The organism is Nocardioides nitrophenolicus (assembly GCF_016907515.1).
Classification (GTDB): Bacteria; Actinomycetota; Actinomycetes; order Propionibacteriales; family Nocardioidaceae; genus Nocardioides; species Nocardioides nitrophenolicus.
The window spans coordinates 5,258,743-5,285,367 of sequence record NZ_JAFBBY010000001.1 but is presented as its reverse complement, the minus strand read 5'-3'; the positions used below and the strand labels follow the sequence as shown (position 1 = coordinate 5,285,367).

Here is a 26,625-nt window from a genome sequence, read left to right as displayed (position 1 = left end):
CTTCGAGAGCGGCTCGCGCGGGCGGAGGTGTGCCAACTCCGGCGAGCATCATTCCGCCCAGAATGTCGCGGGAGCGCCTTATCGCGCGGACCGGCGGTCCGGTGCCGGCTCAGCGACTAACCAACGTTGTCGGCGCGGCCCGCGGCGCTTTCCTCTGCGTTGGCCGTCATGGAACGCGACTCAGACATTCCCATCGACTCCGAGACAATGGCCGACCCTCAGGCGGACCTGGGCGTCGATGGGTGTGCCAGACAAGCGGTTGTCATTGCGAACGATCTCGGGCGAGAGACCGCGAACTTGACAATGCAGTACGACTACTCGGCGGACTCAGTTGCCTCTGATGTCGTTGGTGCACCTGCGGGTTTGGGCCCAGCGACTAAGTGATCAAGACGCCCGAGAAGATCCCTGCACCGAGCAATCGCCGCGTTGAGGGCTATGGCGACGACCTCATCAGCTGAGCTTGAATGCTGGTCTCCGTCTACCTGGGTTGGCTGAGCGGACTCCGGCAGGTCACTATCATCTGGATCGAACGGCTCGTCCGCGGAACCGGGGTGTTGATACAGCGCTGTCTCGAGGCGATAGGCGCGGATCCTACTTTGAAGTTGTTGCAGCACGTCGTCGACCTCGGTGCCGCCCACTGCCGTGGCCGCAACCACCCAAGGCTCCTCACGCTCCAGAGCGGCCTGAGCGGCTAGTGCGACGGCCAGCCGCACCAACTGCCCGAACTCTCGGTCCATGTCGCATGCCGTCTCGAGAATGGGATACTGCGCCAGGCGGTTGGCCGGCGGCAGTTCCTCGGCGGAGAGTGTCCGGAAGTGGGCCCAGGGTGGTGGATCTGGCTCGAGCCGTGCGAGAGCGGCGAGGACCGGTTGCACGTACCCGAACGGCGTTGTCGTGAATCGGCCGCCAGCCTTGTGTTCCCACAGCTTCAAAATGACCTCGCGCGTCTCCCTCGCGAGCTCCTGATCGGCGGGCTGTGCCTCGGACCGGGTGATGAGGTCTGCGAGATGGTGAGCCATCCATCGTCCGACGATGTCGCTGGCGTCGAGGGCGTCGGCAAGGCTCTTGCCGAGTTCGATGACAGGGTCGCTCTCACTGGTCATGAATGTCTCCTGCGAGGTCAACCAAGAAGTACTTCGTGTAAGGCTCCAAATAAGGCAGCCGCTCGTCGTCGTTCCTACCGACGCCGGAGGTGCGGTACTCGCTAGAGTCGACGTACCGCCTGATCTGCACCTCGACGATGAGCCATCGGTCCAGCCGCCGGAGCAGCGCGGAGAGGCTCGGCCGGTCGACGAGCAACTGGTGGCCGAAACTGCCGTGGGAGCTCGTTCCGGCGTCGGAGTCGTCCCAGATCCTGGAGATGAAGACAATCTGCTCGCCATCTCGCCAGATACGCATGTCTGCGTCTGGGCTGAGCTTGGCGAGTGCTGGCAGAGCTGTCGATGGGCGCTGCGGTGGGTAGTGCATCCCGCTTGCGAGCGGGTCCTTGCAGTCCAGACCTTCGGCGTACCCGTGCTCCTCGATCCAGCCGGTGAGCTCAAACCCGACGACCTCGGATGTGAACTCACGGTTCGACGCATCAGGGAGGCGGAAGGCCCGGGTGTCGGGCGCAGTCTGCATCGCGCGCAGAAGAGATCGTGCGCTGATTGGCGCAACCAGAGCGCTGCTCACGTGGATCGTTTCATTGCGGCTGTAGTGCTGGACCGACCGGTATGCAGAGACTGACAGAAGATCCGGCTCAGGCTGCAGTTCATCTCGGAAGATCGTGGCGTTGATCTCGAACGGCCATGTGGTCTCGTCGGCGCGGACTCCCCCTACGGCCCCTGATCTACCAGGGACCTGTGCCTGTAAGGGCACCGCGTCCGCACGATCGGACAGCCATCTTCCGTCGGCGCGCGTTGGGACGTGATGCGAGAGGAACCGCGAGTACTCCGACTCGCCTGTCTCCTCGTCCTCGTCGTAGGTTTGGCCTACCGGAAGAAGTTGGAGCAGGCTGCCTGCGACCTCGTACAACCCATGGACGGCCAGGTAGAAGTCTAGATCCTCTTCTTGTGGCCACTCGGACTTCTGTGAGTACGAGTGTCGTGGGTACAGCCGCAGCTCGTGCCGGGGATCGTCCTCTACTCGACCTCGGCACTCGACCTTCCACCGGTCGATGAGCACCTCGTTTACGAGTTTCTCGATCGAGGTGTCGGTCACTCCGAACGCCCTCGCTAGTCGGTCGCACCAATATGACCGGAAGTCGAAGAAGAACCTGAATGTCTCGTCGTCATCGTCGTCTGCGTCCTCGCCGGGGCCGAAATCGTCGTTGAGGTCCTCATCGAGGACGTCGTCCGCATCCCAGTCATCGGTGTCCGTATCGAGCGCAGGGTTCCAGGCCTCGCGTCGGACTAGCGCGTTCAGTTCGCTGAATGACCTGACGACGTCCCCGCGCCCCCAGGGTCGGCGGACCACTCCTAGTGGTCGACCGATGGATTCGACGGCTGGGGGCCAGTTCAATCCCTCAGGGGTGAGGTCTGCGCGTTGGAGGCGAAGGACTATGTCGCGAGTGAGTGGGCTCGTTACGGCGTGTCGAGGACCTTCCAGCACCTGCCGCAACAACGGCGCGAACTTCGCGACCTGGGGTAGCGATCTCGCCTCGAGCGAGGCGCGCGAAAGAGCAAGGAGAAGCCACTGAGTCGCGTGCTTGTCGTAGAACGGCAGCCGAGCGTCTCTGAACACAGTTGGGTCGACGCTGCCCATCGCCACCTCGCACATCCGCTCGGCAAGGTGCGGCGCCTCGATCGACAACAGGAGATGGACTGCATGGGCTGCTAGCCACCGTGTCGCCGGTGCGGGGTCACCAAGCGCGGTCCAGATCAGGCAGGCAACTGCTGTGACGTTGTCGCAGTTCGCCGTCATGCCGGCCGGATGGGGACCGTCGAAGGAGTTTGGGGGTGCAGTGTTAGTGAAGAGGCTGGCTGCTGCGTCGAAGATACTGAGGCGATCCGCAGGCGTGAGGCGTGTGGCCAGCTTGGCAGCGAGTGTGAACGCCTCCTCGGGCTCGTACGCTGGCTGGTCGGCCACGGCCCGGCTGGCAACACGTCCGTAGTCAGTCTCCCGTCCTGTGAGCGATCGCAGCCGTGCGACGTCGAGGGACCGATAGGACACCAGAAGGTAGGCCGAGCCGAGCCGCCCAAGCAACGTTGTCAGTGCGACGTCCAGGGCGCTCTGCGCGCCCATCGAGAGGGAGGCCGTCTCCAGCCTCTCGAGGATCACCGCGAGATGCCACACGTCGACGGTTGGGCAGTTGCCGAACGCCTCAAGGATCGGCGCGCTGAATCCTACCGATGCCACATGGTCGAAGAGAGCATCGCGGTCGGGACGTCTCTGCGCTCGGTCCAGTGCAATGACCCAGCCCTCGACCGAAGTGAAGTCGATGTCCGTGTAGCTCGTGGGTGCGGGACGCGCGTCGGTAACCGCGACCTCAGTCGTCTCGGCCGCCGCCTCGCGATGCATCAGGAGCGTGGGGTCGATGGCTTCGATTGTGCGCTTAGGGATGCCGAGTACATCGAGCGCACGGTCTAGCGCGTCTCTCTTGGGAGGCTCGGTCCGCCACAGCCGCAGCAGGGCCACGATGACTGGCGTCGCCGGGAGTGTTGACGACGCGAGAACCTCGGCGAGAGTGTCGATCGCGGGGTGACGGTCGCAGAACGGCAACAAGGCGAGGGCTAGGGCCGGGTCCTCTGCGAGTAACCCCACTGGTTTGGTGCAGAATGGTTCGGCGAGGCGGGCGACCGGTGCGACGCGCCGGTCTCTCCAGCGTGAGACCAGGGCGAGTGCTTCGGGGACGCTCAGCCCAGCCGCGACCCGAGCGACGCGTGCAAAGTCGAGGGAGTCGCCGAGGTACTCCTCTAGGCCTTCCGAGATCTGCCCCATCCGGTAGGCACGACCGGGTTCGTCGTCACTCGTCTCGCCGGCGAGTAGGGCAATTTCGACGAACGCATCGAACCGTGACCATGCGTCGTCCCCGATCGCGTTTGCGATGTCGAGCCCTGCTTGGAAGTGAATCTCGGCCTCGTGTGGTGATGCCTGGTACGTCGCTCGCGCGAGCAGGACCAGGCCCTTCGCCTTCTCGTGTGCATCCTCCCGGGCCACCAGCAAGTCAGCGTGCACCTGCCGAGCAAGCTCGGCTGTCACCTCGCCCAGGTCGTCGGAGGCCGATGCTCGCTGGACGAGTTGGATCATCGTCGAGCGCCACAGGCTGTCTCGATTACGTTCACAGAACGCGGTGATGTCGGTGCTAGTGAGGGTTGCAGGGTGTTCTACCAGCACGCTGAGGATGACCGAAGCGGTGATGTTCAGCTGGACCTGGTCGGTCTCTTCGTCGTTGTGCCGGCGCGTGCCCTCGCGGCTCAAGAACGCTCTCGCCTTGTCGGAGAACTCAGAGAGCAGCGCCGGGCTCGGATCGAACTGCAGCGCAGTCCATAGGTTCGCCCACCCCACTAGCGGTTCCACGTTGGCTTCATAGGCCCGCAACGACCTGGACGACTCAAAGTGCTTACGCTCGCGCGCCCTGGTGATGTCTGGGCCTTCGATCTCCGTGGCGGTGAGTTCGCGCCCTTCGAGCCTTGCTCGCAGTGCGAACCCGAGAAGCGGTACCCACAGGTCGCGGTGGTGCCACTCGCCTGTTCTGCGCCCCATGTCTGCGGGCAGATAAACATTCAGGACGCGGTGGGCGTCGTCTGTCGAGATCGAACTGGTGGCGAGGGCGCGGGTGATCAGCCAAACGATGGCGGTCAGTCCTTCGTGGACCAGTTCGTTCATGGGCGAGGCCCATGACTCGCCGGCTCGTCGGCTCGGCCGAACTGGCTTGGATCTCTTCAACGCCGGCTTCAGAAGGTGCGTGACGACCTCGGGCGTCATGGGGAGATCCCGCTCGGCGCATACCTGGGCGACGGCGAACTTCGCGTACTTCCCGCGTGTGCTCAGAGCCAGCGACTCGAGGTCGGCCACCCGCCCTGCATCGGCCAGACGTCGGGCCACGAGCACGCCGACATCGAACGCGAGTGTTCTTGGGGTCCAGCGAAGCAGGTAGTCGACGCATGCATCGGGGCCGTCAGTGTTGAGCAGACCCCATGCGATCTGCATGACGTCCTTGTCGCTGACGTTCGAGCGCTCGTCATCTCTGGCCGCTTGCTGGGTCCAGGCTCGGACCCAGGTCACGGCGCTTCGGAGTCGATTCCTGGCTTGCTCGGATTGACCGGGCGCGCCAGCCAGGAGGGCGCCTTCGTACAGCAGGTTCGAGCTCGGCCACTTGCCCGTGACAGCGCGCGTGGCCACGAGTTGCTCCAGCACGTGGGCATCCAGGAACCGGGCAGCCAGGTCGGTGTTGTCTCTGATGAGTTTGAGTCGCCTGGTCCTGCCCGCCGTGAGCTCGCCGAGACGCAACGCGAGCCGGGTCGCGGCGAAGTCGTGGTCTCCACGCAGAGCGGCGCTCAGCGCGAACTGCGTCCTCTGCTGCGAGATCTCCCGCCGCTGCAGCTCGTTGCGTTGGTGCGGCGGAAGTGTGTTGTCGGGCAGCCCCTCGTCCGAGAGTGCGAGTTGGACCAGATCGTCGAACCGGTTCGCCTCGAAGAGCAGCGCGGGGAGTGATGCGGCAACGTAGGCGTCGCTGTCAGCGAGCGGTGTGAGGCGCAGCAAAAACTCGTCCAGGCTTGTGCCCGCGGGTCGGTAGTGGTCGCGGAACCAGGTCTCGGTGGGTTCGTCGCGGAACTGGACCGTCCCGCTATCGATCAGCAGAGGCCGGCCAAGGTCTGTGACGAAGCTGAGGACGAGCGATTCCTCGATGCCTGACAGCTCCGCGAGGACGCGGACGGGGATCATCGGTCGGAGTGCTGCCAGACCGATACAAATTTGGTCGATCTCGGCGGCGCTGCTGTGGTGGCTGTCGCGCACCTCGGCTATCTGGCGTTCGATGATGGAGTCGAGGGCAGCGGCGGGAGAAACAGGATTGGGGGCTAGCCAGTCAAGCGCTTCTTCGATGGTGCTGGTCGCCTCGAGCACGGTGGCTTGGACTCGCGGGTTGCGGCTGGTGCGGGCGTGGAACTCGGCGGCGTCTGCTGCGGACACGCTTGGAAAGGCTTGCTCAACATGTGCGCGGGTCTCAGCTAGGTCGAACCCCTCGAGTCGAATGTCCAGGTGATGTGGCGGTAGGTCAAGTCGGTTGCGTCTTTCGGTGCGGCACGTGACGACCAGCCTTACGTTGGGCGGGAGTTCTTCGCGCAGCAGTCCTGCAACGAACGGGCGGTCCCCTGCGTCGGCAGCCATCATGGCGGCGTTGTCGGCCGCATCGATCACGATGGTGAGTAGGGCGTCTGGTGATGTGGCCCCGATGGTTGCGGCGGCGTTCTCGAGGCGTCCTAGGAAGGCGCGCGCGTAGTCCGTGTCGTCTGCTGTCGCTGATGGGACGAGCGGGTCGCATAGGGATCGCGCGGAGAGCTCGTTCGACAGTTGCACTAGACCTTGCTTGGCCTGATGGCGTGCGCTGCTGGGGCGCCTGTACGAGCCGTTTCCGAAGCAGTCGTAAACGAGGGCTTCGCTGCGGGGCGGACCAAGTTCTAGGAGCGCCATGGACAGCACGCTCTTGCCCACTCCGCCTGGGCCGTGGATCACGACAGGCATTCCCTGTGCCGCGCATACCGCGTCGGCGATCTCGGTGAACTGGCCTCTCGTGAGGGGGGTGGTGGGAGTTTGGATGAGGTTCGGGGCAGGCAGCAGTTGGTCATCTGACGTCTTTAGCGCAGCCAAAACGTCCTCGCGGTAGACCGCGGGTTGGTTGCCCGAGACGGACGTCGCGCGGCTTGAGATCATCTCTCTCAGCAGTAATGCTTGATCCCCTGGCGCGCCGGGGAGCAGCCCGGCGACTTGGGTCTCCAAGAGCTGACGCAACTTCAGTAGCGCGGGGGCCCGAAGATCGACGTCTAGCGCGTTGGCGAGGTCAACGATGTCGTCGGCGTCGAGGATGTCGGCCAGCCTGCGTCGGACCGAGTCGGCGGCGGTGGATGGCTTGCCCTTCTTGAGGTCGTCGAGTGTCTTTAGGGCTGAGTCACTGATCGGACGGTTGGTGATGAACTCAAACCTGATCCGGCCTAAGGCCTCTGGATGGTTGTCGCGGTGGGAGCGGTACTTCTTCGCGAAGCCGACGAGAGTCTTGGTCAGGTACGAGAAGGTCCAGGCCTCGTCCGGCCGTGTGGTGGAGTGCTTGAACTGGCGGTAGACGACGAGATCAGCGTCGTCGATGTCGCTGGAACCCCAGTACTCGGCGAGGTCGATCACCTCGTCACCTGTGAGTGGCGAGGAGTCATCGGCCGCGAGTCGAGCGACGTTGTTGCCCGGATCCGCCTCAGCCCGCGATCGGTGCTCGCTTGGATCGACCGCTTCCACGTAGAGCGCGGTCAATCCGGCGGTGGTGTCCAGCAGACGTAGCGACTGGCGCGCTGCCCATGTGTAGTGGAACTGGTCGCCGTCCCTACTCGGACGGACATCTGTCAGCGAAGTCATTTTCGCCTGCAGCGTGGTCGACAGCAGAGGACGCATCGCACAGTTGGCGTCACCACCCCGTCTTGCTTGAGCCAGCCCGAGGCCAGCGACTCCTCCGTGCAAGGAGCATATTCGGCGGCGCGGACAATGGTGAACGGATGTGACGGCGCGGCGCAGGGCTTGTCCGTAGAGAGTTGCCCCACTCGCAGGAGCCCTACCAGCTTCATGCACCCTGGCTGGGACCATGACTCCAACGTCAACGCCTACGAGATTGGGAGACCGAGGCGACGGCCTCCGGTGCTCGAGAACTCCTCATCCCGCAGTCGGACGGCGTGCATCCGGACCTACCGCTCCAAGTGCGCTCCGGGGGCGTCTTACGTTGCGACCGGACGCAGGGATCTCTCCGGCCGCCTTGAACCGCGCAGGCTCTCCGCAAGCGACGGTGTCCTGGACGTTCCGTATCACTCTGTGCCGTGTCGGCATCAGAAAAATGCGCGAAAAGGCTGACCACCGTGACAGCATTCGCACGTGGGTATGAGCACGGAACAGATCGCCATCATCGTCACCGGCTCGGTGGCTCTCTTGGGCGTTATCGTGCCCGCCTTGAATAAGCGGGGGGGGACCGGCGTCATAAGCGTCTGCTCTGGCGACATCAACGATTTGCAGCCATCGCAGACGGGCTGGCGAACGAACGCAAGCAGGTATACATAGACCTTCTGGTGCACATGCGGCACGAGCGAGACTGGTTCGCCAGCTACACACCCGACAAACTCGGAACGTCGACGACACCGTTCACGCCAGACGAGCAGTTTCGCCTCGAAGCGAGAGTCGCTCTCTGGGCCAGCGATGAAGTTCGTGCCGCCTATGACGTCTTCACCGATTGGTTGCTGGATTGGTGGGAGGGACCGGTGGGCGGCGCGAGGGACGCCCGCGCTTTGGCCGACATGTCTGGTCGCACCGAAGCGATGGAAAAGCTGATCCGGGAGGAGTTGCGATCTCTAACCGAAGGTTCGGTCGATCGATTGGATGGGCGGTCATTGTCCGCAGCGCTCGCGAAAGATCTGCGAAACCCGTAACGGGCGAGCAACCACCTACTCGCCCTCTTCGCCGAACGAAGTAGGCGGATATTCGTCCTTCAAGACTGACGTGCCTCATTCCGCCGCGATCACCGCCTTCGGGTCGCAGGCACGATCATGACTATCCAGTTGGCTCAGCCTTGGTTAGCGCGGTCTTGCCCTCCTCGGTGGTGCCAATCCAGTACTGATCGACGGACGGAGTCGGCTGGTTTGGGCGGTGGAACGTGGCCATGCCGACGTCGACCTCGATCAATCCCTCCCGGCGTAGCTCGTCGGCCATCGGCGAAGTTCCATGCCATGGCGGGCTGCTTTGCCACGAGTACCCGCCATCCCTAGCCTTGTAGATCTGCAAGAGTCTCGTGCCCATTTCCCGGGTCGACGGGAACCGCTCAGTGTCGTCCTCTTGAAGTGACTTGATGGGGCGGAGAAGGTCGTAATGAGCCCGAGTCAGTTCCACGGTCCCAGCCCTTCTTGTGGCGCGACAGGCGTCCCGTGCGCCGCCGCCTTCGCATGCGTCAAACCGCCGCGACCCGGACGCACTCATCTGCCAAAGCGGTCGCCCCCGGCCAGCGCACGGGTGTTCTGAAATCGACTGAATGCGCCACCATGACCGTGTGAGCGGTAGTGGCTTAGCCAGTACTGACGGATGCTCACCCCTGCTTCGCAGGTGCCCGTACCAAGCAGACATTCGCCCGGATCTGTCGCGATCCGCTCGGTCCTACCAATGTGCGATGGGTCGTGGCACCATGCCCGAGTGATCGAATCGGCAGAGGAGTTCGTGCGTCTGCGGATCAGCGATGACCCAGCGGAGTACAACCGGGCTGCTCACGACGAAGCGAGCGAGAGCACTTGGCGCGAGGTGATCGAGCGATTCCCGGACATGCGATTCTGGGTCGCCCAGAACAAGACCGTGCCTCTGAACGTGCTTGAGATCCTCCGTCAAGACCCCGACGACAAGGTCCGTCACATGGTCACCAGCAAGCGGTCTTGGGCGCGTGCGCACCCCGACGACACGACGCGACCCCAGGGACACGAGAACACCCGCACGAAGAACCGCCGGTCTTAGTGGGAGCGGAGCCACCAGGGCTCGACGATGCGGCTGTCGGGGCGGAGGGTCTGACCATGCCGCTGAGCGACCGGTCGTCGGCTTGCGTCTAACCGCCCCGAATGCGGGCGACCGCGACGACGACGTCCGACTAACGTGATCGCCAGGCCCGTCGGGAGACCGCGTGCGAACCACGGCAGACGGCCAGCAGCCGCTCGATCGAAATCTCGTCGACCAGTCCCCCGGCCAGGGAACGCAGCTCGCCGCACACTACCAACTGCTGGACCTGCCGCGTCGAGACCCCGAGCCGCTCCACAGCCTCGGAGACGGCGCGCAATGACAGGACACAACGTTCGCTTACGCGAAGCCGTCCGCCAGCCGGGCGAACACACCGGCTCAGACCCGAGCGGGCCGTGGAGCAGCTGACGACGAGAGCCGCCCGGTTTGGAACATCGCACCGAGCACGGTCGTCACCAGGATGATTCCCGCAACGACCATGAGCGACCACCCGAGCCCCGCCCGCAGCAGCAGTGCCCCCGCGAGAGCACCCACCCCGATGGCCACGACCGCAAGAAGGCGGCGGCCGGAGCCGGAGCCGGTGCCCAAGCCCAGCCGGGAGTCAGCGGCAAGACCGGTGAGGGTCGAGGTGACGACGACCGTCGTCACGTCCTTGACCGCGAGGAAGCGAGCGGTCGCGGCCTGCAGGCCCATGGCCGCGCCGAGCGCGGTGGTGACGGCGAGGGCGACCGGCTCGCGGTCGGTGCCGACGACCGCCGTCGTGATCCCCAGGGCCAGCACGATCGATCCCACCGCGGCGAACAGCAGGGTCGTCAGGCGGGTCCAGCCGGGCTCGGCGCGGCGCAGCGCGCGGCCACCGATGGCGGCGCCCGCCATGAAGCCGGCCAGCGCGAGGAGTGGGCCCGCGATCGGCAGGTCGCCGGCGCCCGTGATGGCCATGCCGAGGATGACCACGTTGCCGGTCATGTTGCCGGTGAAGACCCGGTCGAGGCCGAGATAGCCGATCGCGTCGACCATGCCGGTGGTGAAGGTGAGCGCGAGCATCGCCCACAGCCGGGAGCGCTCGGCGAGGGCGGTCGGGTCCGGGCTCAGCTCGCTCATGCGACCTCGAGCACGGCCTTGCCGCGCAGGCCCCGCTGACGCAGCAGACCGAACGGGGTCGCGTGGTCCTCCCACGGCCCGCGCCAGGTGACCTCGGCGTCCAGCCGGCCCTCGGCGACCTCCGACGCCAGCAGCGTGAGGTCGTCACCCACCGGGAGTCCGCCGTGCAGGTGGAAGGTCACCAGCCGGCGGTCGTGGAGGCCGCCGTGGGCGTGGAAGGCGCCGATCGGGAAGACGGTCTCGGCCACGGTGGCGTGCCCGATCGCCACCAGCACGCCGCCGGGCCGCAGCGCGAGGTAGCCCGCGACGAGCTGGTCGCCGGCGACCAGGTCGAGGACGCCGTCGAAACGGCCCTCGGCCTCGCGCGGGTGGCTCACCACCTCGGCGGCGCCGAGCTCGCGCAGCCGCGGTCCGAGCTCGCTCGGACTGGTGGTCGAAGCGACGACGTGCGCTCCCCCGCGACGCGCCAGCTGTACGGCGAACCGGCCCACCCCGCCGCTGGCGCCGGTGACCAGGATCCGCTTGCCGAGGGTCCCGGTGAGCTGGAGCGCCCGCAGCGCGGTCGTGGCGGCGACGGGGAGGGTCGCGAGGGCGACCGGGTCGGCGCCCGCAGGGGCCGTCCCGAGCCACGCGGTCGGTACGGCGCGGAGCTCGGCCCAGCCGCCGAGGCCGCCGTGCGTCACGACCAGGGCGCCTTCCGGCGGCCCGGAGCCGTCGGCGGCCGCACGTACGACGATCCCGGCCGAGTCCCAGCCCGGCACCGTGCCGTCGGGGAGGTCGAAGACGCCGGCGTTCACCTCGCCGAAGTTCAGCCCGATCGCGGTCGTGCGCACCAGCGCCTCCCCCGGCTGCGGCACCGGGATCGGTACGCCGGACGCGAGGCGCACCCCGGTCTCCGTGGTGGCGTCGCGGACCAGCGCGCGCATGGTCGGCTCAGGCATCGCGCACCGGCCACGGGTTCATGCCGGGGAGCACGAGGTGCCCGGCGTCGACGGGCAGCTGGATCCCGTGCACGAACGCGGCCTCCTCGGAGCAGAGCCAGATGGCGGCGAGGGCGGCGGCCCGGGCGGGCAGGGCGCCGACGTTGCGCATCGCCGTCCACTGGTGGACCGCGTCGAGGTAGTCCTCGCGGGTCCCGTCGGGCTTGCCGCTGGCGCGCCGCCACCCGGCCGGGTGGTCGTTGATCAGCGTGTCCGTGGTCGAGGGCAGCAGCGCGTTGACGCGCACGTTGTGGTTGCCGAGCTCCAGCGCGGCCACCCGCATCAGCCCGATCACCCCGTGCTTCGCGGCGACGTACGGCGCGCTGCAGGGCGCGCCCTCGACGCCGACGTTCGAGGAGGTGAAGACGATGGCGCCGCTCTGCTGCTCGACCATCACCGGCGCCACCGCCTTGGCGGTGCGCCAGGCTCCCTCGAGGCAGACGCCGATCTGGTCGGCCCAGGCCGCGTCGGGGGTCTCCCACAACGGCTTGTCGGACCAGTCGTAGATGCCCGCGTTGACGAGCAGGGCGTCGATGCGACCGAACCGGTCGACCGTCGCGGCCACCGCCTCGTCGAGGGCGGACTGGTCCCGGACGTCCGCGACGAGCGCCAGGCACGCGCGCCCCTCCTCCTCGACCAGGGCCCGGGTCTCCTCCAGGTCCTCCTTCGACGCGAGCGGGTACGGCACGCTGGCGATGTCGGCCGCGATGTCGACCACGACGACGTCCGCGCCGCGGCGCGCGAACTCGAGGGCGGCCTCGCGCCCCTGCCCACGCGCCCCGCCGGTGATGAAGGCGACCTTCCCTTCGAACGAGCTGCTCATCGTTTCCTCCTGTGTCGGATGCTGGTAGGGGTCAGGCCGGGACGGCACGGACGACGGGGGCGCCGAGCTGCTGCGCGAGCCAGTCTGCCGCGCCCGGGAGCCAGCGCCCCCGGGCGTTGGCGATGTTGTGGTCACCGCCGGCCACGACGCGGCGCTCCGCACCCGTGACGTGCTCGGCGAGCCAGCGGCCGGTGAAGTCGCCGTGGACGAGGGGGTCGGCGTCGCCGTCGACGACCAGGAGCGGTACGTCGATCGCGAGCGCGGCGTCGGTGACGTCGAGGGACCCGGTGAAGCGGCGGGCGCCCTCCTCGTCGCCGGTGCGCACCGTCAGGAGCCCCTGGATCAGGGGCGGAAGGTCGGCGTAGGGAGGGACCTTCACCAGGCCGCTGACGACTACGCCGGCCCGCAGCCGCGGCTCCGCGGCGAGGGTCGCGGTCGCGTACAGCCCGCCGAGGCTGCAGGCGAGGATGCCGGCGCGGACCTCGCGCCCCTCGTCCGGGAAGCGCGGGAGCACCGCGTCCAGCGCCTCCCGGACGACCGCCGGGTAGTCGGTCGTCGGCGCCTGGACGCCGACCAGCTCACCCTGGCCCGGTCCGTCCAGCACGAGGGTCGCACAGCCGCGGGCCAGGAGCGCCTCGGCCAACGACCACAGCTCCTCCTTCGCCCCGTCGAGACCGGGGACGAGCACCACCAGGGCGGCGGACTCCGTCGCCGGGCGACGGAGCACGCCACGGAAGCGGTCACCCTCGACCCGCTCGGCCCCCGGGTCGAGGACGGCGAGCGCTGCGGCCTGCGCCTGCGCCGCCTCCTGGTAGGTGCTGGTGCGGGGGCTCGGCCACGACCCGGCGAAGTAGTACCAGGCCGACGCGGTCAGGAAGGCCTCGCCGCTGGTGACGGCCAGACCCTGCTCGCGGGCCGCGACGGCGGTGCGCACATAGCCTGCCGCGACGTCGCGGAAGCTGTCGCTCCAGCGGTCGAGCGAGGTCAGCGCGCCGGTCACGGCGTCGTACTCGTGGACGTCGATGCCCGCCGCGACCGCGCGGGAGCGGGTCGCTGCCGTCATCTCGGCGACGCCGTCGTCGGGCGTCTCGGTGGAGCTCACGGATTCTGCCTTTCTCATCGTGGGAGTCGGGGTCAGGCCCTGCGGGCCAGGAGGCGTTGCCGTACGCGGTCGAGGTAGACGGCCACGAGCAGGATCGCGCCGGTGACGACCATCTGCCAGGAGTTGTTGAACCCGCGGAGGGCGAGCGCGTTCGCGAGCACCTGGAGGAAGGCGGTCCCGACCAGCGCGGCGAAGACGGACCCGCTGCCCCCGGTGATCGAGACGCCGGCCAGCAAGGTCGCCGCCACGACGTAGAGCACGATCGTGTTGTTGCCGGCCGTCGGGTCGGCGATCGTCTGGCGGCCGATCATCATCACGCCGGCGAGGCCGGCGCAGGCGCCGCTGACGCCGTACACGGCCGGAACCACCCACTGCGACCGGATGCCGGAGAGCTGCGCGGCCTCCGGGTTCCCACCGATCGCGTACACGGAGCGGCCGAACACCGTGTAGGTCAGCACCACGCCGGCGACGACGACGACCAGTACGGCGATCATGGCGCCGTACGGCAGCACCCCGCCGAGCGCGTCGTTGCCGAGGGTCCGGGCGAGGCCGTCCCAGGACAGGTCGTACTGGCGGTTGCCCGACCAGAGCAGCGCGAACCCGCTCAGCAGCGAGGCGCTCGCCAGGGTGACCACGAAGAACGAGAGCCCCACCCTCCCGATCAGCAGTCCGTTGACGAGGAAGCCGATCGCGGCTCCCAGCAGCACGGTGAGCAGGAGAGCCGGCTCGGGAGCCAGGCCGCCCATCACCAGCTTGGCGTAGGCGATCCCGCAGACGCTGAGGATCGCGCCCATCGACAGGTCGATCCCGCCGGTGAGGATGACCATCGTCATCCCGACACACAGCAGCATCGGCACCGCGCCGGTGCGCAGCAGGTTGGTGAGGTTGGAGGACGAGGAGAAGTTCGGCTCGGTCAGGAGCTCGACCACCACCACGACCACGAGCAGACCCGCGACGGCGTACGCCGGTGCGCTGCTCCCGGTGAGATGGCGTCGCCAGCCCGCGCCGGTGGCCGGCCGTTCGGCGGCGGGCGGCTCGACGTCCGTCCGCACCGTGGTGTCCTCGCTCGAGCTCATCGTGCTGCCTTCCTGTGGTGTTCGGGTTCCGGTGCGGTGAACGCCAGCCGGGTGATCGACTCCTCCGTTGCCACCGCGCCGGGCTCCTCGCCGACGACGCGGCCCTTGGCCATCACGACGACGCGGTGGGCCAGCCGGAGCACCTCCAGGAGCTCGGAGGACACGACCACGACGGCCAGCCCGCGGCGGGCGAGCTCCTCGACGAGGGCGTAGATCTCGGCCTTGGCCCCGACGTCGACGCCTCGCGTCGGCTCGTCGAGCACCAGCACCCGCGGGTCGTTGAGAAGCCACTTGCCGATGGCGATCTTCTGCTGGTTGCCGCCGCTGAGCGTCCCCGCGGCCACGTCCGGGCTCGCCGCCTTGATGGACAGCTCACGCGCGACCCGCGACGTGTGGGCCCGCTCCGGCGCCGGGCGCCGGATCCCCCACCTGCCCCGCCGGGCCAGGGACGCCATCGCCAGGTTCTCCTGGACCGACATCGACAGCACCAGGCCTGCCCGCTTGCGGTCCTCGGGCACGAGCGCGATGCCGGCGTCGATCGCCGTCCGCGGTGAGCTCAGCGCGACCTGGCGGCCGTCGACCCGCACGGTGCCGGTGTGCGGCCAGCGCCCGAAGAGGGTCTCCGCGAGGCTGGTGCGCCCCGCTCCGGCCTGTCCGGCGATGCCCACGATCTCGCCGGCGCGCACCTGGAGGTCGACGTCGGTCAGCCGAGTGCTGCACAGACCGGCCACCTCGAGCAGCGGCGGCGCGGCGGACAGGTCCTCGGTGTCCTTGGCCGCGGGGCGCTCGAAGATCGCCACCTGCTGCCGACCCACCATCAGCCGGACCAGCTCGGACTCGTCGACCGAGGCCGTCTCACGGACCCCCACATCGCGTCCGTCGCGCAGCACGGTCACCCGGTCGGTGAGGTCGAAGTACTCCCGCAGTCGGTGGGTGATGTAGACGACGCCCGCGCCACGCTCCGCGAGGCCCCGGATCATCGCGTACACGTGCTCGGTCTCCTGGCCGGTCAGCGAGCTGGTCGGCTCGTCGAACAGGACCAGGCGCGGCTGCCGGCGTACGACGCGCGCGATGGCGAGCATCTGCTGCTGGTGCAACGGCAGGTCCCCGACGAGGGCGGTGGGGCTCAGCGGCAGGTCGAGCTCGGCGAGCTCGCGCTCCGCGGCCCGGTTCGCCCGTCGCCAGTCGATCAGCCCCAGGCGCCGCGGCGGGCGGCCGTCGAGCAGGTTCTCGGCGACGGTGAGCCGCGGCTGCACCTGCACCTCCTGGGCGATCAGGGCGATGCCGAGGTCGAGCGCCGTCGCCGGTGAGTAGGCGGAGCGGGAGTGTCCGTCGAACCACACCTCCCCGGCGTCGGCGGCGTACCGCCCTGCGGCGATCTTGAGCAGGGTCGACTTCCCGGAGCCGTTCTCCCCCACCAGCCCGACCACCTCGCCACGTCGTACGTCGAGGTGGACGCCGTCCAGCGCCTGGACGCCGGGGAAGCGCTTGCTCACCGCGGTCATCCTCAGCAGGAGGTCGCCCCCGCCGTCCGTGCTGCTCATCGTCCGTGCGCTCCCTTCTCGGTACGTTCTCCGGCGTGACCGGTCAGTCGAGCGGACACGCGACCGCCTCGCGCTGCTCGGCACTCGCCTCGAGCAGCGGCTCGTCGCTCTCGACGAGCGGCTGGATGCCGGTCGGCTCGAGGTCACGGCCCTCCGCGATGCCCGCGGTCCGCACCGCGATCGACGGCATCTCCTTGACCGTCGCCTTGCTGAGGCACTTGGGATAGACGGTGACGTAGCGGGGGGCGGGCTCGCCCTTGGCGAGAGCGATCATGACCTCCACCGCCTTCTGCTGCTGCTCGGGCAGGCCCCAGGCGAAGGTGTAGTCGATGGTGCCCTTCGCCAGGGCGTCGAGTCCGATCGCGTCCGCGTTGTAGCCGACGATCGTGAGCTGGTCCCGCATGCCGAGGTTGTCGGCCGCGCGGGACGCCGCGACCGCGTTGGTGTCGCTGTAGGCGACCACGCCGACGGCGTCGGGGTGCTGCTGCAGGACGGCCTGCGCCGTGCTCAGGCCGCCGGCGATGTCGTCGGTCTTGTTGGAGTAGGTGCCCACGACGCTCAGCCGGCCGTCGCTGCAGGCGGCCAGCTCCTTCTCGAAGCGCGACTGCATGTCGATCAGGTCCTGCTGCGGGTTGCCGTAGGCGCCGTAGACCAGCTCTCCACCGTCGGGGAACTTCTCGCAGAACAGCCGCGCGGCGTTCACCGACGCCGTGAGCCGGTCCTGGTGGAAGGTCGTGGCGGCGCCGTCGAAGTTCGTGATCTCACCCGCGACGACCGGGATCCCGGCCTTGACCGCGCGCTCGCTGGGCGCGGTCATCACGTCGGCGCTCAGCGGGAAGAAGGACACGGCGTCGGCCTGCTGCGCCACGATCTGGTCCATCGCCGTGATCATCGTGTTGAGCGGGTCGTCCGCCTTCGCCTCGACGATCATCGGCGTCGCGCCGCACGCCTCGGCGGCGGCCCTGAAGGCGTCGTTGCCGGCCTTGCCGCCGGCGTTGGAGCTCCACACGGCGGCGTACCCGAGGGTCAGCCCCGCTCCGCTGGTGCACGCCTCGGCGGGGCCGGCGCCGAGCTCGTCGAGGATGGCATCGGCCTCGTCGGCGGAGACGGTCTCGTTGAGCACCTCGTCGGTGCCCCCGTCGCGGGCATCGTCGCTGCAGCCCGATGCCACGGAGACGACGGCCAGTGCGGCGATGGCCAGGACGCCCTGGCGGATCCTCGATCGAGTCATTGTTCCTCGGCTCTCGTGCGCGGTCCCGGAGCTCCGCAAGTGGATGTTGCACTACACTCTAATCAGATTGCATCCTATCTGTCACTAGTCGGATTCCATTTGAATCACTCGCGCAAGGAGTCGCTCATGCACGCACCCGCCTTCCTGGCCAGACCCGAGCTCGAAGGCACCTTCGGCATGTGCGCCTCGACGCACTGGGTCGCGTCCGCGGTCGGGCAGGCCGTGCTCGAGCGCGGCGGCAACGCCTTCGACGCCGCGGTCGCCGCCGGCTTCGTGCTCCAGGTGGTGGAGCCGCACCTCAACGGCCCGGGCGGCGATCTCGTCGCCATGATCGCCCTGCCCGGCGCGGAGCCGCGGGTCCTGTGCGGGCAGGGGCCGGCCCCTCGCGGAGCGAGCATCCAGCACCTGCGCTCGGAGGGCTTCTCCGCGGTGCCCGGATCCGGCGCCCTGGCCGCCGCAGTGCCGGGCGCGGTCGACGCGTGGCTGCTCCTGCTGCGCGACCACGGGACCTGGCGGCTGGGCGACGTGCTGGAGTTCGCCGTCCACTACGCCGAGCACGGGCATCCGCTGCTGGCGTCGGCCGCGCGGGTCATCGGCGAGGTCGAGGACCTCTTCCGCACCTCGTGGCCGACCTCGGCGCAGCAGTGGCTGCCCGACGGGCGCGTCCCGCGCGCCGGGGACGTGGTGAGGAACCAGGCCTGGGCCGCGACCCTCCGGCGCCTGCGCGAGGGGTCGGCGAGGCCGGGCGCACGCCGCGAGGAGGAGATCGAGGCGGCACGGGCCCAGTGGCGCTCGGGCTTCGTCGCCGAGACCGTCGCGGCCTTCGTGGCCGGCTCCGCGCACGCCCACTCGGACGGCCGGGAGCACCGCGGCGTCCTCGACGCGGCCGACCTGGCGGCGTACGTCGCCCACTGGGAGCCGAGCGTGAGCCGCGAGTTCCGGGGCCACCGCGTGCACAAGGCCGGCCCCTGGACGCAGGGCCCGGTACTGCTCCAGGCCCTCGCCGTCCTCGAGCAGTACGACGACCACGAGCTCGACCTCGACACCGCCGGCGGCGTGCACCGCACGCTCGAGGCACTGAAGCTGGCCTTGGCCGACCGCGACGCGCACTACGGCGAGGGGCTCGGCGCCGAGGGACTCGCGACCCTGCTCTCGACCGCGTACGCCGAGCAGCGCCGGCGGCTGGTGCTCGACACCGCGTCGCACGACTTCCGGCCGGGGACGGGGGCCGGGCTCGGCACGTACCGTCCGCCCCTGGTCGTCGCCGAGGCCGGCGAGCTGACCCTCCCCACGACCGGGGAGCCGACGGTGCAGTGGAACGGCGACACCCGAGGCGACACCTGCCATGTCGACGTCGTCGATCGCTGGGGCAACGCCGTCTCGGCCACCCCGTCGGGCGGATGGCTGCAGTCCTCGCCGACGATCCCCGAGCTGGGCTTCGCGCTCGGGACCCGGCTGCAGATGAGCCACCTCGACGCGACGAGCCCCTCGGCACTGCGACCGGGCGCGCGACCGCGCACGACCTTGACCCCGACGATCGTGACGGCCCCCGGGAGGGTGATCGCGATGGGCAGCCCCGGCGGCGACCAGCAGGACCAGTGGCAGCTGGTGCTGCTGCTCCGCCTCCTGGTGGCCGGCCAGTCCCCCCAGGCGGCGATCGAGGCGCCGATGTTCCACACGACGAGCGCGCCCGGGAGCTTCTGGCCCCGCACCTGGACGCCCGGAGGCGCGGTGCTCGAGGACCGGTTCGACCCGCGACTCGTCGAGGAGCTCCGGTCCCGAGGTCACGTGGTGACGACGTCAGCCGGATGGTCGCTGGGCCGGCTGTCGCTGGCCGCCCACGACGACACCGGTCGGGTGTCCGCGGCCGCCAACCCGCGCGGCGCGCAGGGCTACGCGGTCGGCCGGTGAGGACGACGGCGCCCGGCGGGTCCGTGCAGTCCGGGCCTGGTGGGATGCAATCATCGGACGACCAGCGGAACGAGGAGCGAGCGGTGAGCAGCAACAGCGAGTCGATGAGCGAGCGCGTCGCGGCCGAGCTCCAGCACCGCATCATCGTCGGGACCATCCCGGTGGGCACGTGGCTGCGTCACGACGCCATCGCCCGCGAGTTCGGGATCAGCCGGACTCCCGTCCGGGAGGCGCTGCGCATCATGGCCGCCCAGGACCTGGTGACCATCGAGCCCAACCGCGGCGCGCGGGTCAACGGCCAGTCGAGCCAGGACGTGCGCGAGATCGGCGTCGTGCGCGCCGAGCTGGAGGGGCTGGCGGCGTCCCTCGCCGCCGCCCACATCGACGACGCCCAGGCGGAGCGGATGACGGTGGCCTGGCAGGACTTCGAGGCGGCGTTCGAGGTGACCGGCCCGGGCGAGCAGCTCGCCGAGCGGTGGATGGAGTCGAACGAGGCGTTCCACTCGACGATCCTCGAGGCGTCGGGCAATCGCTACCTCCAGCAGGCGATCGCCGACCTGCGGCGCAAGCTGCCGCACAACATCTCCTTCGGCGCCTACGCCGGGAGCTCGCGCCTGATCGCGCGGAACATGGCGGAGCACCAGGCCATCGCCGACGCGATCCTCGCCCAGGACGCCGAGCGAGCCCGCGCCCTGATGAGCGAGCACATCCGCAGCTCGGTGGAGGCCGCGGCGCACTGGATCGAGCGGAGCTCCTAGGCGGCCAGCTCGTCCGCGCGGCGCAGGTGCTCCAGGAGCGCCGCCCCGACGCGGTCGGGCGCCTGCTGGTGCACCCAGTGCCCGGCGCCCTCGACCACGACGACCCGAAGGTCGGCGAACAGGCTCTCGTCGACGCGCATGAAGGCCGCGACCGGATCGGTGCTGCCGGTCAGGAACAGGGAGGGCGCCTCGATCCGGTCCAGGTCACGTGCGGACGCCGCACGCCAGTTGTCGTCGATGTTGCGGTAGTACGACAGCCCGCCGGCGAATCCCGTGCGCCGGAACACCGCGACGAGGTGGTCGAACAGCTCCGCGCTCATCCACGCCGGACGATCCCTCGGCCCGACCGGCCGGCCGATGGCCTCGAAGTCGTCGTCGAACGCGGCGGCGAGCGTCGCCGCGACGTCGCGCTCCAACGCCTGCTCGGCCACCCCCTCCGCCTGGAAGCGGACCTGGTAGAACTCCTCCCCCAGTCGCCGCCGGAGGATCTCGATCGGGGGCGCCGGCGCGGGACGCGTGTGCGGCACGCTCAGGCCGGTCAGCGAGAGCAGGCGGTCCGGGTGGTCCAGGCCGAGCGCCCAGACGCACTGCGCGCCCCAGTCGTGACCGACGACGTGCGCCCGGTCGACACCCTCGTGGTCGAGGAGTCCGATCAGGTCCCGGCCGATCTCGCTTGCCGCGTACGACGAGCGCCCGGCCGGGCGCGAGCTGTCGCCGTACCCGCGCAGGTCGGGAACGAGCACCCGGTAGCCGGCCTCGACGAGCGTGGGCACCTGCCGGTGCCAGGTGATCCCGAGATCCGGGAAGCCATGGACCAGCAGCACCACGGGACCGTCACCGGCCGCGTCGACCGCGAGCTCGACCCCGTTGACCCGCCACAGCTCGCTCACCAGTCGGTCTCCATCCCGGGGATCACCCGGCCGTTGTGCACCGGGGGCTGGGCGACGGCGCTGCGGCTCTGGCCGAGCAGCTCGACGATGTAGTGGGTGCTCTCGGTGTCGCCGACGTTGGTGATCCAGTGGTCGGCGGGCAGGCCGTCGACGCCGACCTCGCGGTAGAGCACGAAGCCCTCGTCCGAGGGCTGACGGATGACGCCGTCGCCGCCCTCCTCGCGCGCCTCCATCTTCGACGGGTTGGCGTACACCAGGACGTGGTCGTTGGCGTGCATGTGCGGTGAGCACGACTCCCCCGGCGCGAGGCGCATGCGCCACACCCGCACGACGTCGTTCTCGAACAACAGCTCCGTCCCTACCTGTCGGCTTCGGTCGTTCTCGGTCACGGTGGCCTCCTCGGTCTCCCACTCCATCACACCGGATTGGATGCAGTATTGTCTGAATTGCATCTAATCACATGACGCCGAGGAGAGACCAGATGCCCGAGCTGCCCGTGTGGGGCATGGTCCTGACGCCGTTCACTCCCGAGCTGAGCGTCGACCACGCGTCGTTGGCCGCGCACGTCCGCTCCCTGCTCGAGCAGGGAGTCCACGGCGTCGTCGCCCTGGCGGTGATCGCGGAGCCCGGCGCGCTGACGCGCGACGAACGGGCCGCCGTGCTCGACACGGTGCTGGACAGCGCACGCGGCCGCCCGGTCGTGGCCACCGTCATGGCGCTCGACGACGAGCGCCACCGCGACGAGCTGCGGACCCTGATCCGCCCTCGGGCCGACCGGCTCGCCGCGGTCATGCTGCCGATCCACTCGCCCGACCCCGCGCTCGTGGCGCAGCGGCTCCAGGCTGCCCATGACGAGTGCGGACTGCCGGTCTGGGTGCAGGACTATCCCGGACCGACCGGGGTCTCGATCGCGTACGACGACCTGGTCGACGCCTTGCGAGCGGCTCCCGCCGTCGTCGCGGTCAAGTGCGAGGCGCCGCCGACCTTCCGCCGCATCCACGGCCTGGCCCGGGCCCTCCCACACCTCCAGCTGCTCAGTGGGCTCGGTGGAGCCAACCTCGTCGAGGATCTCGTCGCGGGCGCGAGCGCGGTGGCGTGCGGCATCTCCCGGCCGTCGGACCTAGTGGCCGCCACCCGCGCCTGGACCTCCGGCGGCATGCCCGCTGCTCTACCGGAGGTCGCGCGGTTCTCGGCGCGCGTGGGCGTGGAGACCCAGCCGGGGACCAGCATCGCCATCCGCAAGGAGCACTGGCGCCGCGCCGGAACCATCGCCTGTGCCGCGGTCCGCGCGCCGCAGCTGCCGTACCCGGGCTTCCTGTCCGGGCTGAGCGACGCGCTGGTCACCTAGGGACTGGGGGCGCCAACGCGGCCGGGGCACCCTTGGGTGCGGCCCGGACGTGAGCGCGTTCGCCTTGCTTGCCGATCAGGCTGAGGAACTCGACCGGTCCCGAGCTGGTGGCGGCGAACCAGTGCGGCGTGCGGGTATCGAACTCCGCTGCCTCACCGGGCTCGAGGATGAGGTCGTGCTCGCCGAGCACGAGCCGGAGCCTGCCGCTGAGCACGTAGGCCCAGTCGTATCCCTCATGCGTCCGCAGGTCCGGCTCGGCGTCGTCATGACCGGCAGGCAGGACGAACTTGTAGGCCTGGATGCCGCCGGGCCTGCGCGTCAGGGGCAGGACCGTGGAGCCGTCCGCACACGGGATCGGCCGCAGGTTGACCCGTGGGTCGCCGGTCGGTGGTGCGTCGACGAGCTCGTCGAGAGTGACGCCGTAGGTCCGCGCGAGCGGGAGCAGCTGCTCCAGCGTGGGGCGGCGCAGACCTGCCTCGAGCCGGGACAGCGTGCTGGTCGAGATCCCGGTCCTCTCGGACAGGTCGCTGAGGGTGATGTCGAGACGTTGGCGCAGGCGCCTGAGTCGCGGCCCCACCGCGTCGAGAGTGCGGTCGGTCGAGTCGTCCATCTGCCCAGATTGCCATTTGGCAAGAACCTTTGCGAATCCGCCTGCTCCCGCACACCATCGAACCGAGTGGCCCGTCGACGAGGGCCCACCATCGACGCGGAGGGGATCAACCGATGACGCACTCGTTCGATCAGGACTACTGGGACCAGCACTGGCGCCCCGACCCGACCGGTGCCCCGTCGGCGATGGCCGTCAGCCCTCCCCACCCGTACCTGGTTCGCGAGCTGGACGACCTCGAGCCGGGCACGGCACTTGATGCGGGCTGCGGCGCGGGAGCAGAGGCGCTCTGGCTCGCCGCCCGTGGCTGGCAGGTCACCGGCGCCGACCTCGCGCACGACGCGCTGGTCCGTGCGGCCGAGCGCGCCGCCGCGAGCGGCGTCGCGGATCGGGTGCGGTGGGTCCAGGCCGACCTGACCACCTGGGAGCCGGACGTGTCGTACGACCTGGTGACGACGAGCTACGCCCACCCGGCGATGCCGCAGCTCGAGTTCTACGACCAGGTCGCGTCCTGGGTCGCTGCCGGCGGCACGCTTCTCATCGTCGGCCACCTGCACCACGGTCCCGGCCACGGTGCGGGTGAGCCGCCCGCCGCCGCGTCGGTGCGCGCCGACGACATCGTGGCGCGACTCGACCCCGACCGCTGGGTCGTCGCGACGGCGGAGGAGCCGAGCCGCACTCTCGCGGCTCATGGAGTCAGCGAGGTCGCGCTCCACGACGTGGTCGTCCGGGCGACGCGGCGGCACTGACCCATCCCCACCATCCTGCCTCCACGAGGGCAGCGAGAGGAATCACGTGAGCTCCAACCCACCCATGGCCGACACCGGCCACAGCACCCCCGCCGCCGACCCCGACCCCACGGTCCACGACGCGCGGCAACGCCGCGCGATCCTGATCGCGGTCTGCATCGCGCTGATGGCCGTCATCGCCTCGGTCACCGGACTGAACGTGGCGCAGCCCGAGCTCGCCGTCGAGTTCGACGCGTCGCAGACCACCGTGCTGTGGTTCATCAACCTGTACACGATCAGCCTCGCCGCGCTGCTCCTGCCGCTGGGCGCCCTCGGTGACCGGCTCGGTCGCAAGCCCGTCCTGGTCGCCGGCCTGATCGTCTTCGGCGCCGCGAACGTGGCCGCCGGGCTGGCTACCTCCTCGGAGCTGATGCTCGCCTCGCGCTTCGTCTCGGGCGTGGGCGCGGCGATGATCATGCCGGTCACCCTCGCAGTGATCACCTCGACCTTCCCCGAGGAGGAACGCGCCAAGGGAATCGGGGTGTGGACCGGGGTCGCCGGTGGCGGCGGCATCCTCGGCATGTACCTGTCCGCCCTGCTCGTCGACGTCGCCACCTGGCGCTGGCTCTTCGTCCTGCCCGTCGTGCTCGTCCTCGTCGCGGTCGCGCTGATCGGACGCTCGGTGCCCAACTCCCGCGAACACAGCGAGCACCGCTTCGACGTCGTCGGCTCGGCCACCTCGGTCCTCGCGGTCCTCGGACTGATCTACGCCCTCCACGAGGGCCCGGTCCACGGTTGGACCGAGCCGGCGACGCTGGTGGGCCTCTTCGGTGGCACCCTCGCCGCGGTCGCCTTCGTCGTGGCGGAGCTGCGCCAGATGGCGCCGCTGCTCGACGTCCGGCTCTTCGGCGGGCGTGGCCTGGCCAGCGGATCGGTCACCCTGCTCGCGGTCTTCGGCGTACAGGCCGGGATCTTCGTGGTGCTCTTCCCCTTCCTCCAGGCCGTGCTCGGGTGGTCGGCACTTCGAGCAACGTTGGCGATGATGCCCATGGCGTTGCTGATGATGCTCGCCTCCGGCCTGGCCCCGCAGGTCGCCGCTCGCATCGGAGCCCGAGCCACCATGGCCACCGGGATCCTCCTCGGCGGGGTCGGCCTCGCCCTCATGGCCGGCCTGGTGTCCGTCGACGGCGGCTACCTCGCGGTGCTGCCCGGGATGCTCGCGATGGGTCTCGGCATGGGCCTGTCCATGACGCCCTCCACCGAGGCGATCACCGGTTCGCTGCCCCGCGAACGCCAAGGCGTCGCGTCCGCCCTCAACGACGTCACCCGCGAGTTCGGCACCGCGCTGGGGGTCGCCCTCCTCGGAGCCATCCTGTCCGCCGGCTACCGGAGCGCCATCGACGAGCGGCTGGCCGGCGTCCCGCGCGACCTCGCGGACACCGCACGCGAGGGCGTCGCGAACGCGGTCGCCGCAGCGGACCCGGCCGGAGCCCCCGCCCAGGTCGTCGTCCGTGCCGCACAGGACTCATTCGTCGAGGGGTGGCAGCACGCGATGTGGGCCGGAGCCGCCGTGATGGCCGTGCTGTTCGGATACGTGCTCGCCCGTGGTCCCCGCGGGTCGTCTGGCGGGCCGAGCCTCGGCGCACCTCAGGACGAACGCCCGTAGGTGAGCCGACGCAGCACCTGCTCGGCCGGCCCGGGATGGTTCGGGGTCTGGAGAGCCACCGCGACGGCGACCGAGCCCAGCCAGACGCCGACCGCGGCGAGGACGGCGAAGGTGGTGTGGCCGCCGAGGTCGAGGGCGAACGGGGCGAAGAGCACGAGCCAGCACCCCGACTGGAGGAGGTAGCCGGAGAGGGAGCGCTGGCCGAGCGCGGCGATGGCGGCGGCCCGACCAGTCCGGGTGAGGCGGGCGCAGAGGAGGGCGAGGGCGGCGATGTAGCCGGGGCCGGCGTACTCACCGCTGACGTCGTGGAGCAGGGCGAGGAGGTCGACGGTGCCGGCGGCGGGATGGAGGACGCCGGCGGCGACGAGGGCGTAGGGCAGGCCGCCGAGGACCGCGATGCCGAGGCCGACGACGGCGGTGCGGACCAGGAGGGTCCGGTGCTGGTCGACGTCCTCGAGGATCCCGCGCCGGGCGGCCCAGACGCCGAGCCAGACGATGACGATGGCGGGCAGCACGGAGAGGGTGTGGCCGGGCCACTCGGCGAGCCGGTCGCCGATGGAGGCGCGGTAGGAGTCCGCGGCGAGCGACGGGTTCGGCGTGTTGACGAGCCCGGCGCTGCCGGACCAGTCGTGGGTCACGGCGAGGATCGGGAGGACGACGAGGTAGATCGACTGCAGCCCCCACACCCACAGCACGGCCCGGTGGAAGCGGTCGGAGCGACGGACGAGCAGGAAGGTCGCGGCGAGGCCGATCAGGCCGTAGGCACCGAGGAAGTCCCCGAAGTAGAGCAGGGTCGCGTGCACGAGGCCGAAGCCGACCAGCCACGCGTTGCGACGGACCAGGACTCGTCGAGCGTCACCGCCGGCGGCCTCCTGGCGCCGGGCGATCTGGACCAGGCCGTAGCCGAACATGATCGCGAAGACGGGATAGGCGCGGCTGTCGACGAACAGGGAGAGCCCGAGGTTGAGGACCCGGGCGGGGCCGTGCGGGTCGGGGTCGAGGCCGGGCTGGCCGGCGAAGGCGCAGTTGCCGGCGTTCGCGAGCGCGATGAAGAGCAGCATCACGCCGCGGATCAGGTCGGGGGCGAGCGCACGCTCGCCACGTCGGGTGGGCCCGAGAGCGGTGGTGGTCATGACTCCACGCTCGTCGCCGGCGGCGGCGTCCGCGAGGAGCCCAGGCCCCCGGCGGGGGTGGGGATCT

The 26,625-nt window shown here is 69.7% G+C and carries 20 protein-coding genes; 7 read left to right on the top strand and 13 right to left on the bottom strand.

From position 1 onward, the window contains the following. Positions 1-314 precede the first annotated feature (314 nt). Positions 315-1,103, bottom strand: coding sequence for a hypothetical protein (locus JOD66_RS25350; protein WP_204839549.1), 789 nt, complete (start codon positions 1,101-1,103; stop codon positions 315-317). Beyond that, the gene (locus tag JOD66_RS25345; protein ID WP_204839548.1) at positions 1,093-7,542 is read right to left on the bottom strand and encodes a hypothetical protein; all 6,450 of its coding nucleotides are present in this window, start codon (positions 7,540-7,542) and stop codon (positions 1,093-1,095) included. Before JOD66_RS25345 ends, JOD66_RS25350 begins: the two co-directional genes overlap by 11 nt. Before the next feature lie 698 nt (positions 7,543-8,240). Here JOD66_RS25345 and JOD66_RS25340 point away from each other — a divergent pair. Then, positions 8,241-8,597 (top strand): hypothetical protein, encoded by a 357-nt coding sequence (locus tag JOD66_RS25340; protein WP_204839547.1) that lies wholly within the window; start codon positions 8,241-8,243, stop codon positions 8,595-8,597. A gap of 754 nt (positions 8,598-9,351) precedes the next feature. Further along, a complete protein-coding gene (locus tag JOD66_RS25335) occupies positions 9,352-9,663 on the top strand; it encodes a hypothetical protein (protein ID WP_204839546.1) in 312 nt (103 codons plus the stop codon). A gap of 375 nt (positions 9,664-10,038) precedes the next feature. On the opposite strand, the gene JOD66_RS25330 is transcribed toward JOD66_RS25335, so the two are convergent. The 7 genes from JOD66_RS25330 to JOD66_RS25300 are packed head-to-tail and all read right to left on the bottom strand — an operon-like array spanning position 10,039 to position 17,517. Continuing rightward, entirely contained in the window at positions 10,039-10,761 is a 723-nt protein-coding gene (locus JOD66_RS25330) for a YoaK family protein (protein ID WP_204839545.1), read from the bottom strand. Continuing rightward, positions 10,758-11,702 (bottom strand): zinc-binding dehydrogenase, encoded by a 945-nt coding sequence (locus JOD66_RS25325; RefSeq protein WP_239545442.1) that lies wholly within the window; start codon positions 11,700-11,702, stop codon positions 10,758-10,760. The genes JOD66_RS25330 and JOD66_RS25325 overlap by 4 nt, the downstream gene beginning before the upstream one ends. Then, entirely contained in the window at positions 11,695-12,564 is an 870-nt protein-coding gene (locus JOD66_RS25320; protein ID WP_204839544.1) for a mycofactocin-coupled SDR family oxidoreductase, read from the bottom strand. The genes JOD66_RS25325 and JOD66_RS25320 overlap by 8 nt, the downstream gene beginning before the upstream one ends. Positions 12,565-12,595: 31 nt before the next feature. After that, a complete protein-coding gene (locus JOD66_RS25315; RefSeq protein WP_204839543.1) occupies positions 12,596-13,666 on the bottom strand; it encodes an alpha/beta hydrolase in 1,071 nt (356 codons plus the stop codon). Positions 13,667-13,698: 32 nt separating this feature from the next. After that, positions 13,699-14,742 (bottom strand): ABC transporter permease, encoded by a 1,044-nt coding sequence (locus tag JOD66_RS25310; RefSeq protein WP_204839542.1) that lies wholly within the window; start codon positions 14,740-14,742, stop codon positions 13,699-13,701. After that, the gene (locus JOD66_RS25305) at positions 14,739-16,286 is read right to left on the bottom strand and encodes a sugar ABC transporter ATP-binding protein (RefSeq protein WP_204839541.1); all 1,548 of its coding nucleotides are present in this window, start codon (positions 16,284-16,286) and stop codon (positions 14,739-14,741) included. Before JOD66_RS25305 ends, JOD66_RS25310 begins: the two co-directional genes overlap by 4 nt. A 43-nt stretch (positions 16,287-16,329) precedes the next feature. Further along, on the bottom strand, positions 16,330-17,517 hold the full coding sequence (locus tag JOD66_RS25300; RefSeq protein WP_204839540.1) for a sugar ABC transporter substrate-binding protein: 1,188 nt from the start codon (positions 17,515-17,517) through the stop codon (positions 16,330-16,332). A gap of 126 nt (positions 17,518-17,643) precedes the next feature. Between JOD66_RS25300 and JOD66_RS25295 the strand changes: the two genes are divergently transcribed. Next, on the top strand, positions 17,644-19,428 hold the full coding sequence (locus JOD66_RS25295; protein ID WP_239545440.1) for a gamma-glutamyltransferase family protein: 1,785 nt from the start codon (positions 17,644-17,646) through the stop codon (positions 19,426-19,428). Between the two features lie 83 nt (positions 19,429-19,511). Further along, a complete protein-coding gene (locus tag JOD66_RS25290; protein ID WP_204839539.1) occupies positions 19,512-20,186 on the top strand; it encodes a GntR family transcriptional regulator in 675 nt (224 codons plus the stop codon). Here JOD66_RS25290 and JOD66_RS25285 read toward each other — a convergent pair. After that, complete coding sequence (locus JOD66_RS25285) at positions 20,183-21,076, bottom strand: alpha/beta fold hydrolase (RefSeq protein ID WP_204839538.1); 894 nt, start codon at positions 21,074-21,076, stop codon at positions 20,183-20,185. The genes JOD66_RS25290 and JOD66_RS25285 overlap by 4 nt on opposite strands. Then, positions 21,073-21,465, bottom strand: coding sequence for a cupin domain-containing protein (locus JOD66_RS25280; protein WP_204839537.1), 393 nt, complete (start codon positions 21,463-21,465; stop codon positions 21,073-21,075). The genes JOD66_RS25285 and JOD66_RS25280 overlap by 4 nt, the downstream gene beginning before the upstream one ends. 92 nt (positions 21,466-21,557) lie before the next feature. Between JOD66_RS25280 and JOD66_RS25275 the strand changes: the two genes are divergently transcribed. After that, entirely contained in the window at positions 21,558-22,424 is an 867-nt protein-coding gene (locus tag JOD66_RS25275; protein WP_204839536.1) for a dihydrodipicolinate synthase family protein, read from the top strand. Here the strand turns inward: JOD66_RS25275 and JOD66_RS25270 are convergent. Then, complete coding sequence (locus JOD66_RS25270) at positions 22,417-23,034, bottom strand: helix-turn-helix domain-containing protein (protein WP_204839535.1); 618 nt, start codon at positions 23,032-23,034, stop codon at positions 22,417-22,419. The genes JOD66_RS25275 and JOD66_RS25270 overlap by 8 nt on opposite strands. Positions 23,035-23,147: 113 nt before the next feature. Here JOD66_RS25270 and JOD66_RS25265 point away from each other — a divergent pair, with 113 nt between their 5' ends. Both JOD66_RS25265 and JOD66_RS25260 read left to right on the top strand, forming a co-directional pair. Further along, positions 23,148-23,780, top strand: a complete 633-nt coding sequence (locus JOD66_RS25265) for a class I SAM-dependent methyltransferase (RefSeq protein ID WP_204839534.1) — start codon at positions 23,148-23,150, stop codon at positions 23,778-23,780. A gap of 46 nt (positions 23,781-23,826) precedes the next feature. After that, complete coding sequence (locus tag JOD66_RS25260) at positions 23,827-25,425, top strand: MFS transporter (protein WP_307823714.1); 1,599 nt, start codon at positions 23,827-23,829, stop codon at positions 25,423-25,425. On the opposite strand, the gene JOD66_RS25255 is transcribed toward JOD66_RS25260, so the two are convergent. Beyond that, a complete protein-coding gene (locus JOD66_RS25255) occupies positions 25,407-26,558 on the bottom strand; it encodes a DUF418 domain-containing protein (protein ID WP_204839533.1) in 1,152 nt (383 codons plus the stop codon). The genes JOD66_RS25260 and JOD66_RS25255 overlap by 19 nt on opposite strands. Positions 26,559-26,625: the final 67 nt, after the last annotated feature.